The following is a 15604-nucleotide window of genomic DNA, read 5'->3' on the forward strand; positions in this document are numbered from 1 at the left end:
ACGTACATGACACTGACACCGCCTGAGGAGAGCCCGCTCGTCCTCACCGCCCCCGAGCCCGTCGCCCCCGTCAAGCGGGAGCAGGCCTCGGGCCTCGTACCGGTGCAGGACGGGGTGCGCGAGGAGATGGCCCGCCGGGCCGGGGAGTACGTCGGCTCGCTCGCCGGGATCGATGCCCGCTCCCCCGAATTCGCGAGCCGCATCGGCGAGATCTCCGGGCTCGGCGCCGCCGACATCCGCAGCGCCGCCCAGCAGTCCAACCGGATGCTCGAGCGGGCCGTACGGTCCGTCGGCTCCGACGGGGGCGGCGACGCCCAGGCCCGCGTCGCGGGCTCCCTGGTCGAGCTGCGCCGCACCGTGGAGGACCTCGACCCGCGGGACACGCCCGCCAAGGGCGTCAAGGCGTTCCTCGCGAAGCTGCCCGGCGGCAACAAGTTCCGCGACCACGTGGCCAAGTACGCCTCCTCGCAGGCCACCCTCAACAAGATCGTGGGCGCCCTGCGCGGCGGTCAGGACGAGCTGCGCCGCGACAACGCGGCCCTGCACACCGAGCGGGCGCGCCTGTGGGAGACCATGGGCAAGCTCCAGGAGTACGCCGTCCTCACCGAGGCCCTCGACACGGCCGTCGGGCAGCGGATCACCGAGGCCGAGCACAGCGACCCACCGGCGGCCGACGCGATGCGCGCCGACCTCCTCTTCCCGGTCCGGCAGAAGCACCAGGACCTGCTGACCCAGCTGGCGGTGTGCGCGCAGGGCTATCTGGCGATGGACGTGGTCCGGCGCAACAACGACGAGCTGATCAAGGGCGTCGACCGGGCCGCCACCACCACCGTGTCCGCGCTGCGGATCGCCGTGATGCTGGCGTCGGCCCTCGACAACCAGCGCAAGGTGATCGAGCAGGTCAACACGTTGCGTACGACCACCGAGGACCTGATCCGCGGCAACGCGGAGATGCTGGCCACGCAGAGCGGGGAGATCCAGCGGATCGCCGCCGACCCGGCGGTCGGCGCGGAGACGCTGCGTACGGCCTTCGCGCAGATCTACCGGACGCTGGACGCGATCGACACGTTCAAGGTGCAGGCCACCGAGAACATGGCCGCCACCGTCGAGTCCCTGACCGGGGAACTGCAGACCGCGTCGGCCTACCTGGCCCGTACGCGTACCTCCGGCGCACTGGAAGGCGGGGCCCTGTGAGCATCCGTGGCGTCCGTGCCGCTTCGGTGCGCAGACGGCTCGCGGCGGCGGTCGCGCTGGCCGCGACCCTGCTGGGGGCTTCGGCCTGCACCGCCGACGGGCCCGCGAAGCCCGCCGGGTCGAAGTACCAGGAGGGCAGGCTGCGGGTGCTGGCCTCCAGCGAGCTGGCCGACATGGAGCCGGTGCTGAAGGCCGCGAAGGCCGCGACCGGGGTCAGCGTCGAGCTCACCTGGTCCGGCACCCTGGACGCGGCCGAGCAGGTCGCCTCCGGAAAGGCCGACGGCAAGTACGACGCGATCTGGCTGTCCTCCAACGACTACCTGCGGCTGCGCCCCGAGGCCGCCGGGAAGCTCAGCAGCGAGACGCCGGTGATGTCCTCGCCGGTCGCGCTGGGCGTACGGGCGGACGCGCTGGCCCGGCTCGGCTGGAAGCCCGAGGAGGTGACCTGGTCGGCGGTGCACGAGGCCGTCTCCGCCGGGAAGCTGTCGTACGGGATGACCGACCCGGTGCGCTCCAACTCCGGGTTCTCCGCGCTGATCTCTGTGGCCTCCGGGCTGTCGGGCGCGCAGGCGGCGCTGACCGACGCGGACGTGAAGACGGCCCAGCCCAAGCTGAAGGAGTTCTTCGCCGGGCAGAAGCTGACCTCGGGATCCTCCGGCTGGCTGGCCACCGCGTACGCCAAGCGCGGGGACGTGGACGCGGTGGTGAACTACGAGTCCGTGCTGCTGTCCATGAACCGCGACGCGAAGACGGACCTGACGGTGATCCGGCCGCGCGACGGGGTGGTCACCGCCCACTACCCGCTGACCCTGCTGACCTCGGCCCCGGCCGGGGCCCGCGAGTCGGGGCGGGCCCTGACCGACTACCTGAGCGGCGCCGAGGCGCAGAAGGCGATCACCGAGAAGACCTTCCGCCGGCCGGTCGCGGCCGGGGTGCAGCCGGCGGCCGGGCTGAACGCGGACAAGCGGCGCGAGCTGCCGTTCCCGGGCACCCGGTCGGTCGCGGACGGGCTGCTGGCCTCGTACGAGAACGAGCTGCGCCGGCCCTCGCGGACGGTGTACGTGCTGGACACCTCGGGCTCGATGGAGGAGGACGACCGCATCGGGCGGCTGCGGTCGGCGCTCACCGAGCTGACGGGAACGGGCGGTTCGGGGCCCGGGCAGCGGTTCCGGGACCGCGAGGAGGTGACGCTCCTGCCGTTCGGCGACAAGGTGAAGAAGGTGCTGACGCACGTCGTCGAGCCGGGCAATCCCGGGCCCGCGCTGGATGCGATCCGGGGCGATGTGAAATCGCTCCGGCCGGAGGGGGGTACGGCCGTGTACGGCAGTCTGAAGGCGGCGTACGAGCACCTGGGGAAGGGCAACGCGGATGCGTTCACCTCGATCGTGCTGATGACGGACGGGCAGAGCGGTGACAAGGCGAAGGACTTCGACTCCTTCTACGCCGGGCTGCCGGACGCGCAGAAGCACACACCGGTCTTCGCGGTGCTGTTCGGGGACTCGGACCGCAAGGAGCTCACCCACATCACCGAACTGACCGGCGGGCGGCTCTTCGACGCCACCGACGGCAACGGTTCGCTGGACGGAGCCTTCGAGGAGATCCGTGGCTACCAATAGATCCGCCGGCGGGGGAGGGCTCGGCACGCGTCTTCTCGACTACCTGGAGTCGAAGAAGAACCTGGCCGGCAGCGCCTGCGGGATCGTCGGGCTGGGCCTGACCCTCACCGGGGTCGCGGGCACGTACTGGCCGGTGGTCGTGGCCGGGCTGTACGGCGCGGGCGCGCTGATCGCCCCGCCGCGGCGGCCGGCGCCGCCGGAGCCCGAGGGGCCCACCGAGCAGCTGAACGGTGTACGGGAGCAGTTCGGCCGGCTGCGGGAGTACGTCGCCGAGGTGGAGCTGCCCGCTCCGGCCGAGGGGCGGCTCGCGGAGCTGATGGAGCTGTATGGGGCGCTGCTGGAGCCGGGGTGGGTGGCCGACGTCCTGGCCACCGATCCCGAGTCGGTGCACGCGCTGTCGCGGGCGATCGAGCTGGACGTGCCGGAGTGCGTGGACACGTACAACCGGACGCGCTGGTGGACCCGGCTCACCCCGGGCGGGGAATCGCCGGAACGCCACCTGGAGCGGCAGCTGTCGCTGCTGCACGAGGAGGCGGAACGCGCGACGGCGGACCTCCGCGAAGCAGAGGCCCGCCGTCAACAGACGCACACGACCTACCTGGAGGAGCGCGGACAACGCTCCTGACAGGTATGACTTTCGGCCGGTGCTGCGGTGGGAACCGCTTGGTCGGGGGCTCCCACAGCGGTGGGCGCCGCTTGGTCGGGGGCTCCCACGTTCATTGGCCCTTCTTCAGGGCGCGGCCCGGCTCAGCCCAGGCGCTCGACGAGCGCGTGGTACTGGTCCCACAGCTCCTTGGGAGTGTGGTCGCCGTAGGTGTTCAGGTGCTCGGGGACCAGGGAGGCCTCGTCCCGCCACACCTCCTTGTCGACGGTGAGGAGGAAGTCCAGGTCCTCGGCCGGGATGTCGAGGCCGTCGGTGTCCAGGGAGGCCACGGTCGGCAGGATGCCGATGGGGGTCTCGACGCCCTCGGCCTTGCCGTCGAGGCGCTCGACGATCCACTTCAGGACGCGGCTGTTCTCGCCGAAGCCCGGCCACACGAACTTGCCCGCGTCGTTCTTGCGGAACCAGTTCACGTAGTAGATCTTCGGGAGCTTGGACTGGTCCTTGTCCTTGGCGACGTCGACCCAGTGGCCCATGTAGTCGCCCATGTTGTAGCCGCAGAACGGCAGCATGGCGAACGGGTCGCGGCGCAGCTCGCCGACCTTGCCCTCGGCGGCGGCGGTCTTCTCGGAGGCGATGTTCGAGCCGATGAAGACGCCGTGGTTCCAGTCGAAGGACTCGGTGACCAGCGGCACGGCGGAGGCGCGGCGGCCGCCGAAGAGGATCGCGGAGACCGGGACGCCCTTGGGGTCCTCCCACTCGGGGGCGATCGTCGGGCACTGCGAGGCCGGGACGGCGAAGCGGGCGTTGGGGTGGGCCGCCGGGGTCTCGGACTCCGGGGTCCAGGCGTTGCCCTTCCAGTCGATGAGGTGCGCGGGCGCCTCTTCGGTCATGCCCTCCCACCAGACGTCGGAGCCGTCCGGGGTGAGCGCGACGTTGGTGAAGACGGTGTTCGCGTACATCGTCTTCATGGCGTTGGCGTTGGTGTGCTCGCCGGTGCCGGGCGCGACGCCGAAGAAGCCGGCCTCGGGGTTGATCGCGTACAGGCGACCGTCCTCGCCGAAGCGCATCCAGGCGATGTCGTCGCCGATGGTCTCGACCGTCCAGCCGGGGATCGTGGGCTCCAGCATGGCCAGGTTCGTCTTGCCGCAGGCGCTCGGGAACGCGGCGGCGACGTACTTCGCCTCACCCTGCGGCGGGGTGAGCTTGAGGATCAGCATGTGCTCGGCGAGCCAGCCCTCGTCGCGGGCCATGACGGAGGCGATGCGCAGCGCGTAGCACTTCTTGCCGAGCAGGGCGTTGCCGCCGTAGCCCGAGCCGTACGACCAGATCTCGCGGGTCTCCGGGAAGTGCGAGATGTACTTGGTGGTGTTGCAGGGCCACGGCACGTCGGCCTGGCCCTCGGCGAGCGGAGCGCCGAGGGTGTGGACGGCCTTGACGAAGAACCCGTCGGTGCCGAGCTCGTCGAGGACGGCCTTGCCCATGCGGGTCATGGTGCGCATGGCGACGGCGACGTAGGCGGAGTCGGTGATCTCGACGCCGATCGCGGAGAGCTCGGAGCCGAGGGGGCCCATGCAGAAGGGGACGACGTACATCGTCCGGCCCTTCATGGAGCCGCGGAAGATACCTTCCTGCCCCGCGAAGATGGCCTTCATCTCGGCCGGGGCCTTCCAGTGGTTGGTCGGGCCCGCGTCCTCCTCCTTCTCGGAGCAGATGAAGGTCCGGTCCTCGACGCGCGCGACGTCGGACGGGTCGGAGGCGGCGTAGTACGAGTTGGGGCGCTTGCCCTCGTCGAGCTTCTTGAACGTGCCCTTGGCGACGAGCTCCGCGCACAGGCGCTCGTACTCGGCCTCGGAGCCGTCACACCAGACGACCCGGTCGGGCTGGGTGATCGCTGCGATCTCGTCCACCCAGGAGATCAGCACCGCATGTTCGGTGGGAAGGGTCGGACCGGTGGTGGGAGCCGCGTTGTCGCGCGCCACGATTGCTCCTTGTTGAGGGGTGTGTTTGGTGTTTGCCCCGTGGGGGCTGCGACCCGGACGCTTCGCGCTCCGCTCATCCGGTGCCGACCGCACTCATCTGATCATCCGGTGCATGTGCGCATATGTCCAGGGGGCCTCTCACGTGAGCATCGCCACTCCCGTCAATCTTCCGTAAAGCGCACTAACGGAAACCTACGGACCCGTAGGTAGCATGGCGGCCATGAGTTCTGACGCCGCCGCCGTGCCGGTCGACGCCGTACCGGTCGCACCCGACGCCTCCGAGGCACCGGAAGCCAAACCGCTGATGCGCGGCTGGCTGCACACCGGAATGTTCCCTGCCGTCGTCGTCGCGGGCCTGGCGCTGATGGCCTTCACCGAGTCGACCCGGGCCCGGGTGGCGTGCGGGGTGTACATCCTCACGGCCTGCCTGCTGTTCGGCGTCAGCGCGGTGTACCACCGCGGCACCTGGGGCCCCCGGGGCGAGGCCATCCTGCGGCGCCTCGACCACGCCAACATTTTTCTGATCATCGCAGGGACCTATACCCCGCTGACGGTGCTCCTGCTCCCGCCCTCCACCGGACGGACGCTCCTGTGGGCGGTCTGGATCGCGGCCGCGGCCGGCATCGCCTTCCGCGTCTTCTGGGTCGGCGCCCCGCGCTGGCTCTACACCCCCTGCTACATAGCGATGGGCTGGGCGGCAGTCTTCTTCCTCCCCGACTTCATGCGCACCGGCGGCATCGCCGTCCTGGTCCTGGTGATCGCCGGCGGGCTCCTCTACAGCGCGGGCGGCGTGATCTACGGCATGAAGCGCCCGAACCCCTCCCCCCGCTTCTTCGGCTTCCACGAGGTCTTCCACTCCCTGACGCTGGCCGCCTTCGTGGCCCACTACGTCGGCATCTCGCTCGCGGCCTACCAGCACTAGGCCGTCCCTTCCGGAACTGACGGAGCCCCGTCGCGGTGCGCGGCGGGGCTCCGTTCTGCCGGGGCGGCTACGTGCAGGCGTAGCCGTCGCCGTCCGGGTCCAGGCGCAGCGGGTCGCTGCCGTTGACCTTCATGCGCTTCGGGTACTGGTGGGAGGCCAGCCAGTCGCAGCGGGCCTTCGTCGTCGCCTTCACCTCCGCCGGGAAGGTGGTCGGGACGCACTGGCCGACCGTGCCGTAGTGCCGGTCGCAGCCGGCGACGCTCGGGGCGACGGGCACCGAGTCCCGCCGGCCCGGGTTCTGCTTCGGGGCCGCCTGCGGCGCGTCCGCGAAGTCGTGGACGTGCGGCGACGGGGCCTGCGCCGTGGCCGCGAGCGCCGACGGGCCGCCCAGGTGCACCCAGGTCGCCACCGACGGGATGCCGTTCGCGTCGACCCCGAAGAGCATGTACCAGCCCGGCGGGGCCAGGTTCGGATTGCTGGTGACGTTGAGGTCGACGGTGGTGTTGTTGACCACCGTCATCGGCAGGTCCACGAACCGCTGGTTCGGGTCCGAGGAGTGCGTGACCGCCGCCGGACGGATCAGCTCCGCCTTGGCGATCGGCCGGTCGACGGTGATCCGCTGCGTGTCCCCGTACACCCACTGCGTGTCGATCACCGAGGTGAGCTTGGGGCGTGCGCCCTTGAACAGGTACGGCGGGGTGTAGATCGACACGTTGTTGTTGTACGTGCCGTTGCCCGGGTTGTCGCCGACCGTCATGACCCGTCCGTCGGGCAGCAGGAAGGCGCCCGAGTGGTACGTCCGCGGGATGGGGTCGGCCGGCAGCCCGGCCTTGTAGGTGTTGGCCACCGGGTCGAAGAACGAGGCCTCGTACACCGGGTCGGCCCGGTCGTGCAGCCCGCCGCCGGTCTCCAGCACCTTGCCGTCCGGCAGCAGCACCGCCGACACGTACATCTTGCCCTCGGCCCCGGTCTGCGCCCGCTTGACGCCGCCCACGTCGACCAGGCCCTGCGGCAGGTCGGGACCTGCGGTGTACGCGGGGCTCGCCGCCTTCAGGTCGATCAGCTCGGTGAGCCGGTTCGCCGCCGGGTTCGACTCGTTGTTGCCGCCGCCGACGGTCAGGACCCGCTGGTCCTGCGCGGGCGGCAGCAGCACGCTCGCCGACTCGTCGCGCTCGTCCTTCTTGCGCAGCCCGGGCACGTCCGTGATCGTGTTCGCGTTGTAGTCGTAGATCGACGCGCCGCTGCCCTGCGTGCCGTTGCCGAAGGTGTGGCTGCCCGAGTAGAAGAGCCGCCCGTCCTGCATCAGGATCATCGACGGGTACAGGCCCCAGTACGACCAGGTCTGGTTGACCTCGTTCATCGGGAGCCACTTGCCCTGCGCAGCCGAGAACTTCTCCGCGGTCACGTTGCCCGTCGAGTCCTCCTTCAGACCGCCGAAGGTGATCACGTCGCCGTTGCCGAGGACCGTCGCCGACGGGTACCAGTGCCCGCCGTTCAGGTCGTTGGTCTTCGTGTACGCCTCGGTCGCCGGGTCGAAGATGTACGAGTCCTTCAGCCCCTGGTAGCCGACCTTGCCGTCGGCGGACGGGTACCCCTTGTTGCCGCTCATCACGAGCACCCGGCCGTCCGACAGCTGCACGTGCCCCGAGCAGAACATGTCCACCGGCGTCGGGATCGTCTTGAAGGACCCGTTCGCCGGGTCGTACACGGCCGAGGTGAACGTGCCCGCGTTGAACTGGGAGATGTCGTTGCCCGAGCCCGCGATCAGCAGCACCTTGCCGTTCTTGAGCACGACGGCGTGCATCGAACGCACCGGGTTCTTGGCCGGGATCACCTCCCACTTGCCCTTGGCGCACTGCTCGGCCGTGCCCGTGCACCCCGGCTGCGGCGGGGCCGCGCCGACCTCCTCCAGTGCGTAGTCGTCCGTGGTGAGCGTGCCGACCCCGTAGACCGAGAGCCCCCAGGTGATCTTGTCGGTGCCGGGCGGAACGGCGGGCGTACGGACCTCCGTGCGCGCCCATCCGGCACTGACCGGCGGATTCTGCAGGTCGGTCCAGTACTGCCAGCCCGCGGTGGTGTCGTGGCGGAACACCGTCACCGACACGTCCGGGGTGTTCGACTTGTACCAGGCCGAGAGGTCGTACTGCTTGCCCGGGACGACCGTCGGGGCGCAGGTGGTGTTCTCGGTGACGAGCGCCTTGCGGTCGCCGCTGAGGCGGCGGGTCAGCGAGACCTTCATGGCCTTGGTGCCGCTGTGCGCGTCGGCGACGGTGGCGTAGGTGAAGTCGTTGTCCCCCCAGCCGGACTTCTCCCAGCAGGAGGGCATGTCGTCGCCGGGTGCGCCGGCGGTCTCGAAACCGGAATTGGTGAGCAGATTGGGCGGTCCGGCCGTGGCCTGCTGCGGTGCGGTGAGCAGCAGGCCCGCGGTCATCGCCCCGACGGCGGCCAGGGCGGCGCGCCGCCCGGCCTTCCGCCGGATGTTCGCTGGCATGGACAGGTTCCCTTCCGTTCCGTGCGGCTCTGAGCGGCTCAACTCCTGGTGGTGCGTGCGGTACGCGTACGGCTGCGCGTCTTGCGCGGGAGGTAGACGAGGGCTTCGGTGGCGGCGAACCGCAGGACGAAGGTGGTGACCAGGGCGAGGGCGGTGGCGGACAGCACCTCCATGCCGAACCTGGCGACGAACAGGGCGATCAGCGGGATGCGCAGCAGCAGGTCGGCATTGGCCAGCACGGCGAAGCGGCCGACGCGGTCCGCCCAGTGGCGGTGGCGGCGCCGGTCGCGGAAGAGCAGGGTCTCGATGAGGACGAAGTTCCAGAGCACCCCGGCCTGGTTGGCGGCGATCTCGGCCGGCAGGTAATGCATCCCGGCGTGCGTGAGCAGCCACAGCGCGAACAGGTTCGGGACGAAGCCGGAGAGCCCGATCAGCCCGAAGCCGATCATCCGGGCCAGCGGGGTCGCCGAGCGCAGCGCGGCCAGGTGGGCCAGGAACCGCATCCCCTCGCGGGCGCTCGACTTGGACTCGCCGGAGTAGCGGTCCTGGAAGACGAACGGCACCTCGGCGACCTCGGCGGGGCGGCAGCGCACCGCCAGTTCCAGCAGGATCTTGTAGCCGAGGGGTTTGAGGGCGTCCGCGGTGACGACCGCGCGGCGCATGGCGAAGAAGCCGCTCATGGGATCGCTGATCCCGCGCAGGGCGCGCGGGAAGAGCCCCTTGGTGAGCCAGGTGGCGCCGCGCGAGACGGCGATGCGGTAGCTGCCGGCGAGCCCGGCCCGGCTGCCGCCCGGGATGTAGCGGGAGGCGACCACGAGGTCGGCGCCGGTGCGTTCGCCCTCGCCGACGAGCTCGGGCACCAGGTGCGGCGGGTGCTGGAGGTCGGCGTCCATGACGACGATCCAGTCCGTCTCGGCCCGCTTCAGGCCCTCGACGACGGCGCCGCCGAGGCCCCCGGCCGCGCTCTCGCGGTGCAGGACGGAGACCGGGAAGGGCAGGTCGAGGGCGGCCTTCTCGATGACCGCCGGGGTGTCGTCCGTGGAGTCGTCCACGAACAGGACCTCGCAGGGCAGGTGGGCGGGGAGCGAGTCGGCGAGCCGGCTCAGCAACTCGCCGATGTTCCCCGCCTCGTTGAAGGTCGGGATGATGAGGGTGACGCTGCCCGCCACCACCCCCTCCGGAGCGGAAAGCATCGGAATGGAAAATTCCGAATCGTTCAGGGCATGCGGGGTCCACAGGTCCTCGCTCATGGCGGATCAGCTCCCGTCGGCTCGGTCGGTCCTGCGGATCTCGATGCGGTCCTCGCCCGAGCCGAAGACGGCCACCGCGGTCGAATGCTCCAGCGCGGCCTTCACGTTGGGCAGGTCCACCGCGTCCCGCCGGACGGTGGGCGAGGAGACCACGTAGTCGATGTCCCGCCAGCCGCGCGGCAGCGTCTTGGTGACGGCCGGGTCGAGATCGGCCTTGTAGAACCAGATGGCGCCGAGCCCGGGCTCGAACCCGTGGTGCACGGCGTCCAGCCAGAGCGCGTCGTCGACCAGGACCCGGGTGCGCCCCGGGTCGGGGAGCTCCCGGCCGAGCCAGGCCGCGGCCTGCCGGTACGGGGCGTTCGCGTCGGCCGTGAGCGCGGTCCTGTTGCCTTCGTACCAGCGCGGCAGCACGTACACCGCGGCGGCCGCGGCGAGTACGCCGATCAGCACGCGGCGCCCGTACGTCAGGGACCTGCGCTCCCCCGGCGTACGGCGGCGGCGCAGCACGGCGTGCGTGATGCTCGCCGCGCCCCCGGCGAGGACCAGTGCGAGGAACGGCAGCGCCTGGATCACGTACATCGCCGGCAGGTAGCCGGAGGGCCGCAGCGCGACGGCCGCGAGGATGACGGCGGCGAGCGCGGGGCCGGCGAGCGCACGGGCGGTGACCGACCAGCGGAGGGTGAGGATCAGCAGGAGCGCGCCGGCCAGCCCGCCGAGCGGCAGGACGGTGTCGTAGTACAGCCAGGACCGGAACACGCCGTTCGAACCGGAGCCGGGGGCGAGGATGAAGCCCGAGCCCGGGCGGCTCATCTGGTACGTGATGCCGTCGATCAGCGAGACGTGCCCGGCGCCGGGCAGCAGTTCGCTGTTGAGCAGCGCGTACAAGGGGTACGAGAGCCCGATGAGCGCGCAGGCCGTGATGGCCCCGGTGACGGCGAACTTGCGGGTGTCCCGGTGGCTGTGGCGCCACATCGTCACCAGCAGCGCCGGCAGCACCACCAGCATCGTCTCCTTGGTCAGGACGGCGGTGGCGGCCGCGAGTCCGGACCCGAAGTGGTGCCACAGGTGGCGGCTGGGGGACGCGGCCAGGCAGAAGGCCAGCAGCATCCACATCACGGCGAGGTTGTCGAGGAAGATCTCCCGCTGGAGCACGACGGAGAGCGGGGAGAGCCCGAAGAGGGCCATCGCCAGTCCGGCCGCCCAGCGCGGCAGCCACAGCCGACGCGCGAGGACGTAGATCAGCACGGAGCTGACGGCGGAGACCGCGACCATCGAGAAGCGCATCGGCGCGACGGTCATCCAGTCGGGCACGAAGAGGGAGGGCAGGTACGTCAGGCCGGCTATCTGGATCCAGCCCAGCGGCGGATGGTCGTACCAGTACGTGTAGTGCGCGAGGCCCTCTCCCTGCTGCACGGCCCACGCCTGGGCGAGGTACGTGCCCTCGTCGTCGCTCAGGGTCGGGAAGTGCGTGATGTTCCAGCCCTGGACGAGGACGATCGCGAGCAGCACGGCCCCGCAGAGCAGCAGGTCGGGGCGGGAGGAGCGGAAGCGGACGAGGGGGTGGGCCGGGGCGGGCGGCCGGACCCCGAGACCGCCGCGGCTGCCGGGGCTGCTCGGACCCCGTTGGGCGGGGACGCGGGGCTCGGCGACGTTCGTGGCGGCGACGGTCGCGGCGGCACCGGGCTGGGGATCAGTGGCCGTGGGCAGGGTGGCGGTCACTGGTGGCTGTCCTCTCGGATCGCGGTGGACGCGCCGGCGGTGGAGACCCCGGCGGTGGCGCTGATCGAAGTGAGGTGGGCGCCGGTGTGGCTGGTCAGCTCCCACTCGCCCTGGCCGCGCTGCTCGCGCCAGACCGCACGGATCGCGGCGCCCGCCAGCATCACCTGGTAGAACGGGCCGCCGACGACGAGCTTGAGGTAGTGCACGAAGCGGACGCGCAGGCCGTACTGGCGGCCGAAGTCGTGCAGGCCGACGATCTCGAAGACGAACGTCACCATCGCCGTGATCATCGGCAGGAAGGTGATGATCGCGACGCCGACCGGTACGTCGAGGAAGACCGCGACGGCGAAGTTGACCGGGATGATCACCCCGGACGCGGCCTGCATGAACGGCGTCATCAACGTGTAGCGGGCCAGCCAGCGCTGGCCGCGGCCGGGCAGCTGCTGCCAGTCCTTCTTCCGGTAGACCTGGAGGAAGCCCTGGTTCCAGCGGGTGCGCTGCTTGAGCAGGCTCATCAGCGAGCCGGGCGTCTCCTCGCGGGTGACCATGTCGGAGTCGTACGCGACGACCACCTTCTTGCCGACCGAGGAAAGCCGTACGCCCAGGTCGCAGTCCTCGGCCAGGCAGTTCTGGTCCCAGCCGCCGGCCTCGCGGAGCACCTCGGTGCGGACGAAGACGGTGTTGCCGCCGAGCGGGATGAACCCCTTCTCCGCGTGCAGGTGCAGCCGGGAGCGGAACCAGAAGAAGTACTCCAGGCAGTTGCGCAGGCTGTACCAGCTCGAGTGGAAGTTGATGAGCTGCACCCCGCCCTGGACCACGTCGGCCGCGGTGGAGCGGAAGGCGTGGTCGACGTGGGCGAGCAGCTCGGGGTGGACCTGGTCCTCGGCGTCGAAGACCCCGACGATGTCGCCCCGGCAGTGCGGGAGGGCCGTGTTGAGGGCCTTCGGCTTGTTCTTGGTCTCGTGGTGATCGACGACGACCCGTACGCGCTCGGGCGCCCCGGCCGCGGCGGCCTCGGCGACGGCGGCGGTCTGCGGATCGTCGTGCCCGACGATGACGATGATCTCGTAGTCGGTGTGGCTCGATTCGAGCAGCCGCTCGATCGTGTGCCGCAGGACCGCCTGCTCGTGCCGGGCCGGCAGGAGCAGCGAGAAGGCCAGCAGGCCCTCGCCATCGGGGCGGTCGAACCGGGTGGAGGCGAGCGTCTCGGGCGTGCGCCACGCATGCATCTGCCACCACAGCGTGAAAGCGGCCATCCAGAAAAGCGCAAACGAAATCACGGATATGACGACAGAGGTGTACAAAACGTCCCCCACAGACATGCCGCGACACCAGGCGGCGATCGGCAAACCCCCAGGGGATCAAGGCGGGCCCCCCGGCCCGCCTGCCCCTGCTTCCCCCTCGGGCGCACCCCCAGTGCGCTGTTCCGGCGACTCCCCAGCGACTCCCGAAGACACGAGACTAGGCAGCAAAAATGAAACTCAGGCGCTGCAGAGATAAAAAATACGTTTCCGAACTTGCCCACAGGTAACCGGAATTGACGGCACTGTGGCCGATTCAGGGATGAACCGCACCCAACTGATCGGCAAGCTCGACCGGGTCTGTCGTAGGCCGCGCGCAGACGAAATGTCGACACACATACGCCGTGGGAAGGTCGCGTACGAGTGTGCGCTCGGCCAGCAGGGGGAACTCGCCCCCGCTGCCGTCGGCCGCAAGCGGCAGACCGACCGCCACCACAGCCCCGGGAGCCGTCCCCAGCAACGCCGTCCGGTGCAGCTCGGCCAGAGCCGGATCCTCCGGATGCCCCACCACGGCCACCTCGCGCGGACCGTCGAGCAGCGCCTCCGCCACCGCCAGTCCGTGCCCGATGAAGCGCGGAACGCGCGGACCCAGTGCGTGCACCACCCCGAGCGCCCGCTCGGCCGCCGTGCGGTGCGCCTGCGAGCCGGTGTGCGCCGCGTACGACAGGAGCGCCCCGGCCGCGGCCGTCCAGCCGGAAGGGGCCGCGGTGTCGGTCGGGTCCTGGGGCCGGCGGATGAGCTGCTCGGCGTCGTGCGCGGTGTCGTAGAGGGAGCCGTCCTGCGCCGTGAACCGGTCCAGGATCAGATCGACGAGGAACCCGGCGAACTCCAGCCAGACCCCCTCGCCGGTCACGGACGCCAGCGCGAGGAATCCCTCGGCGACGTCGCCGTAGTCCTCCAGCACCCCGGCGTTCGCCCCGACGCGCCCGTCCTTGCTGGTCCGGGCCAGCCGCGCCCGGCCGGCCGCCGCGTCGAAGTGGACCCGGACCAGCAGGTCCGCGGCCTCGGTCGCCCGCTCGACCAGCTCCGGCCGGTCGAAGTACGCCCCGCATTCGGCGAGCGCCGCGATCGCCAGGCCGTTCCAGGCGGCGACGATCTTGTCGTCGCGCCCGGGCGCGGGCCGCCCGACGCGCGCCGCGAGCAGCCGCTCCCTGATCCCGGTGATCACCCGGGCGTCCACGACGGGACCGTCCTGCGGCAGCTGGAGCACGGACGCGCCGTGCTCGAAGGTGCCCTCGTGCGTCACCCCGAAGTACGCGGCGGCCAGCGCCCCGTCGTCCTCGCCGAGCACCTCGGCCAACTGGGCGGGCGTCCAGGCGTAGTACGCGCCCTCCACGTGCTCGCCGGTCAGCGGATCCTCGCTGTCCGCGTCGAGCGCGGAGGCGAAGCCGCCCTCGGCGGTGCGCAGCTCGCGCACCATGAAGTCGGCGGTCTCGAGCGCGACGCGCCGCGCGAGGTCGGACCCGGTGGCCCGCCAGAGGTGCGCATAGACCCGACACAAAAGCGCATTGTCGTAGAGCATCTTTTCGAAGTGGGGCACGACCCACTCCCGGTCCACGGAGTACCGCGCGAACCCGCCCCCGAGCTGGTCGTAGATCCCGCCGCGGGCCATGGCCTCACAGGTGTCGGCGGCCATCTGGAGGGCCCCCTCGGCCCCGGTGCGCGCGTGGTGGCGCAGCAGGAACTCCAGCACCATGGACGGCGGGAACTTCGGGGCCCCACCGAATCCGCCGCTGACGGCGTCGTAGTCGCGGGTCAGCCCGAGAAGCGCCTGCACCAGCTCCTCGGGGCCGGGGGCGCCGGCCTTGCCGTAGTCCAACTGCCGCCCGGTCAGGTCCCGCACGATCCGCTGCGCGACGTCGGCCACCTCCTCGCGCCGCCCCACCCAGGCGGTCCGCACGCCTTCGAGGACCTGCGTGAAGGAGGGCATCCCGTGCCGGGGCTCGGGCGGGAAGTAGGTCCCGAAGTAGAAGGGCTCGGCATCGGGGGTGAGGAACACGGTCATGGGCCAGCCGCCCTGCCCGGTGGCGGCCTGCACGGCCTCCATGTAGACGGCGTCGACGTCGGGCCGCTCTTCGCGGTCCACCTTGACGTTGACGAAGTGCTCGTTCATGTAGGCGGCGGCCGGCTCGTCCTCGAACGACTCGTGCGCCATGACGTGGCACCAGTGGATTACCGGAAGCCTAAGTGGCAGGACGCATAGCCCACACTCAAGAGGATGGGCACGTCCCGCCGCTTCGCTTCTGTCATCGCCTCCTCTCCCCATGGCCACCAGTCCACTGGATTGGAGGCGTGCTGGAGCAGATAAGGCGACTGGGAGTTGGCCAGTCGATTCATATCGGCATCGTCGCACGATCCGGAGCGTCCGGCCCTGCAATCGAGGGTCAGACCCGGGAGTGATGTGGTGCACACGGCACGTAACCAAGAGGATGCACCCCCCCGCCCCGGCGGAGGAGACGGGCCCGAGCGATCTCGACCTGCGAGGCAGGGGGCGGCGCTTCGCAACCTGCGGCGCGGGCATACCCCAG

The 15604-nt window shown here is 70.8% G+C and carries 9 protein-coding genes and 1 pseudogene; 4 read left to right on the top strand and 6 right to left on the bottom strand.

What is annotated here, in order from left to right; genetic code table 11:
* The first annotated feature begins 6 nt into the window (after window positions 1-6).
* From OG299_RS15580 to OG299_RS15590, 3 genes are read left to right on the top strand one after another with little or no spacing between them, the layout of a single operon-like run.
* Window positions 7-1194, top strand: a complete 1188-nt coding sequence (locus tag OG299_RS15580; protein WP_327361791.1) for a toxic anion resistance protein — start codon at window positions 7-9, stop codon at window positions 1192-1194.
* Entirely contained in the window at window positions 1191-2810 is a 1620-nt protein-coding gene (locus tag OG299_RS15585; protein WP_327361792.1) for a substrate-binding and vWA domain-containing protein, read from the top strand. Before OG299_RS15580 ends, OG299_RS15585 begins: the two co-directional genes overlap by 4 nt.
* Window positions 2797-3435, top strand: a complete 639-nt coding sequence (locus OG299_RS15590) for a hypothetical protein (protein WP_327361794.1) — start codon at window positions 2797-2799, stop codon at window positions 3433-3435. The genes OG299_RS15585 and OG299_RS15590 overlap by 14 nt, the downstream gene beginning before the upstream one ends.
* A 122-nt stretch (window positions 3436-3557) precedes the next feature.
* Here the strand turns inward: OG299_RS15590 and OG299_RS15595 are convergent, their stop codons facing one another.
* Window positions 3558-5393: a phosphoenolpyruvate carboxykinase (GTP) gene (locus OG299_RS15595; RefSeq protein ID WP_266626070.1), complete on the bottom strand. Its 1836-nt coding sequence runs from the start codon at window positions 5391-5393 to the stop codon at window positions 3558-3560.
* Window positions 5394-5613: 220 nt separating this feature from the next.
* On the opposite strand from OG299_RS15595, the gene trhA reads away from it, so the two are divergent.
* Complete coding sequence (trhA, locus tag OG299_RS15600; RefSeq protein WP_405701072.1) at window positions 5614-6315, top strand: PAQR family membrane homeostasis protein TrhA; 702 nt, start codon at window positions 5614-5616, stop codon at window positions 6313-6315.
* A gap of 67 nt (window positions 6316-6382) precedes the next feature.
* Here trhA and OG299_RS15605 read toward each other — a convergent pair whose 3' ends face one another.
* The 5 genes and pseudogenes from OG299_RS15605 to OG299_RS15625 form a co-directional block, all read right to left on the bottom strand.
* Window positions 6383-8806 (bottom strand): galactose oxidase family protein, encoded by a 2424-nt coding sequence (locus OG299_RS15605; RefSeq protein WP_327361795.1) that lies wholly within the window; start codon window positions 8804-8806, stop codon window positions 6383-6385.
* A 38-nt stretch (window positions 8807-8844) separates the two neighbouring features.
* A complete protein-coding gene (locus tag OG299_RS15610; RefSeq protein ID WP_442817511.1) occupies window positions 8845-10056 on the bottom strand; it encodes a glycosyltransferase in 1212 nt (403 codons plus the stop codon).
* A 6-nt stretch (window positions 10057-10062) separates the two neighbouring features.
* Window positions 10063-11775: an ArnT family glycosyltransferase gene (locus tag OG299_RS15615; RefSeq protein WP_442817512.1), complete on the bottom strand. Its 1713-nt coding sequence runs from the start codon at window positions 11773-11775 to the stop codon at window positions 10063-10065.
* Window positions 11772-13097, bottom strand: coding sequence for a glycosyltransferase (locus OG299_RS15620; RefSeq protein ID WP_405701082.1), 1326 nt, complete (start codon window positions 13095-13097; stop codon window positions 11772-11774). Before OG299_RS15620 ends, OG299_RS15615 begins: the two co-directional genes overlap by 4 nt.
* A 235-nt stretch (window positions 13098-13332) precedes the next feature.
* Window positions 13333-15413 (bottom strand): annotated as a pseudogene (locus OG299_RS15625) (thioredoxin domain-containing protein).
* Window positions 15414-15604: the final 191 nt, after the last annotated feature.

Origin of the sequence: Streptomyces sp. NBC_01296, from assembly GCF_035984415.1 — a bacterium.
In the GTDB taxonomy this organism is placed as follows: Bacteria; Actinomycetota; Actinomycetes; order Streptomycetales; family Streptomycetaceae; genus Streptomyces.

Bases quoted from the DNA above. Each gene is read 5' to 3' on its own strand.
- OG299_RS15580 (WP_327361791.1), top strand. From the start codon at position 7: ATGACACTGACACCGCCTGAGGAGAGCCCGCTCGTCCTCACCGCCCCC.
- OG299_RS15610 (WP_442817511.1), bottom strand. From the start codon at position 10,056: ATGAGCGAGGACCTGTGGACCCCGCATGCCCTGAACGATTCGGAATTT.
- trhA (WP_405701072.1), top strand. From the start codon at position 5,614: ATGAGTTCTGACGCCGCCGCCGTGCCGGTCGACGCCGTACCGGTCGCA.
- OG299_RS15620 (WP_405701082.1), bottom strand. From the start codon at position 13,097: ATGTCTGTGGGGGACGTTTTGTACACCTCTGTCGTCATATCCGTGATT.
- OG299_RS15605 (WP_327361795.1), bottom strand. From the start codon at position 8,806: ATGCCAGCGAACATCCGGCGGAAGGCCGGGCGGCGCGCCGCCCTGGCC.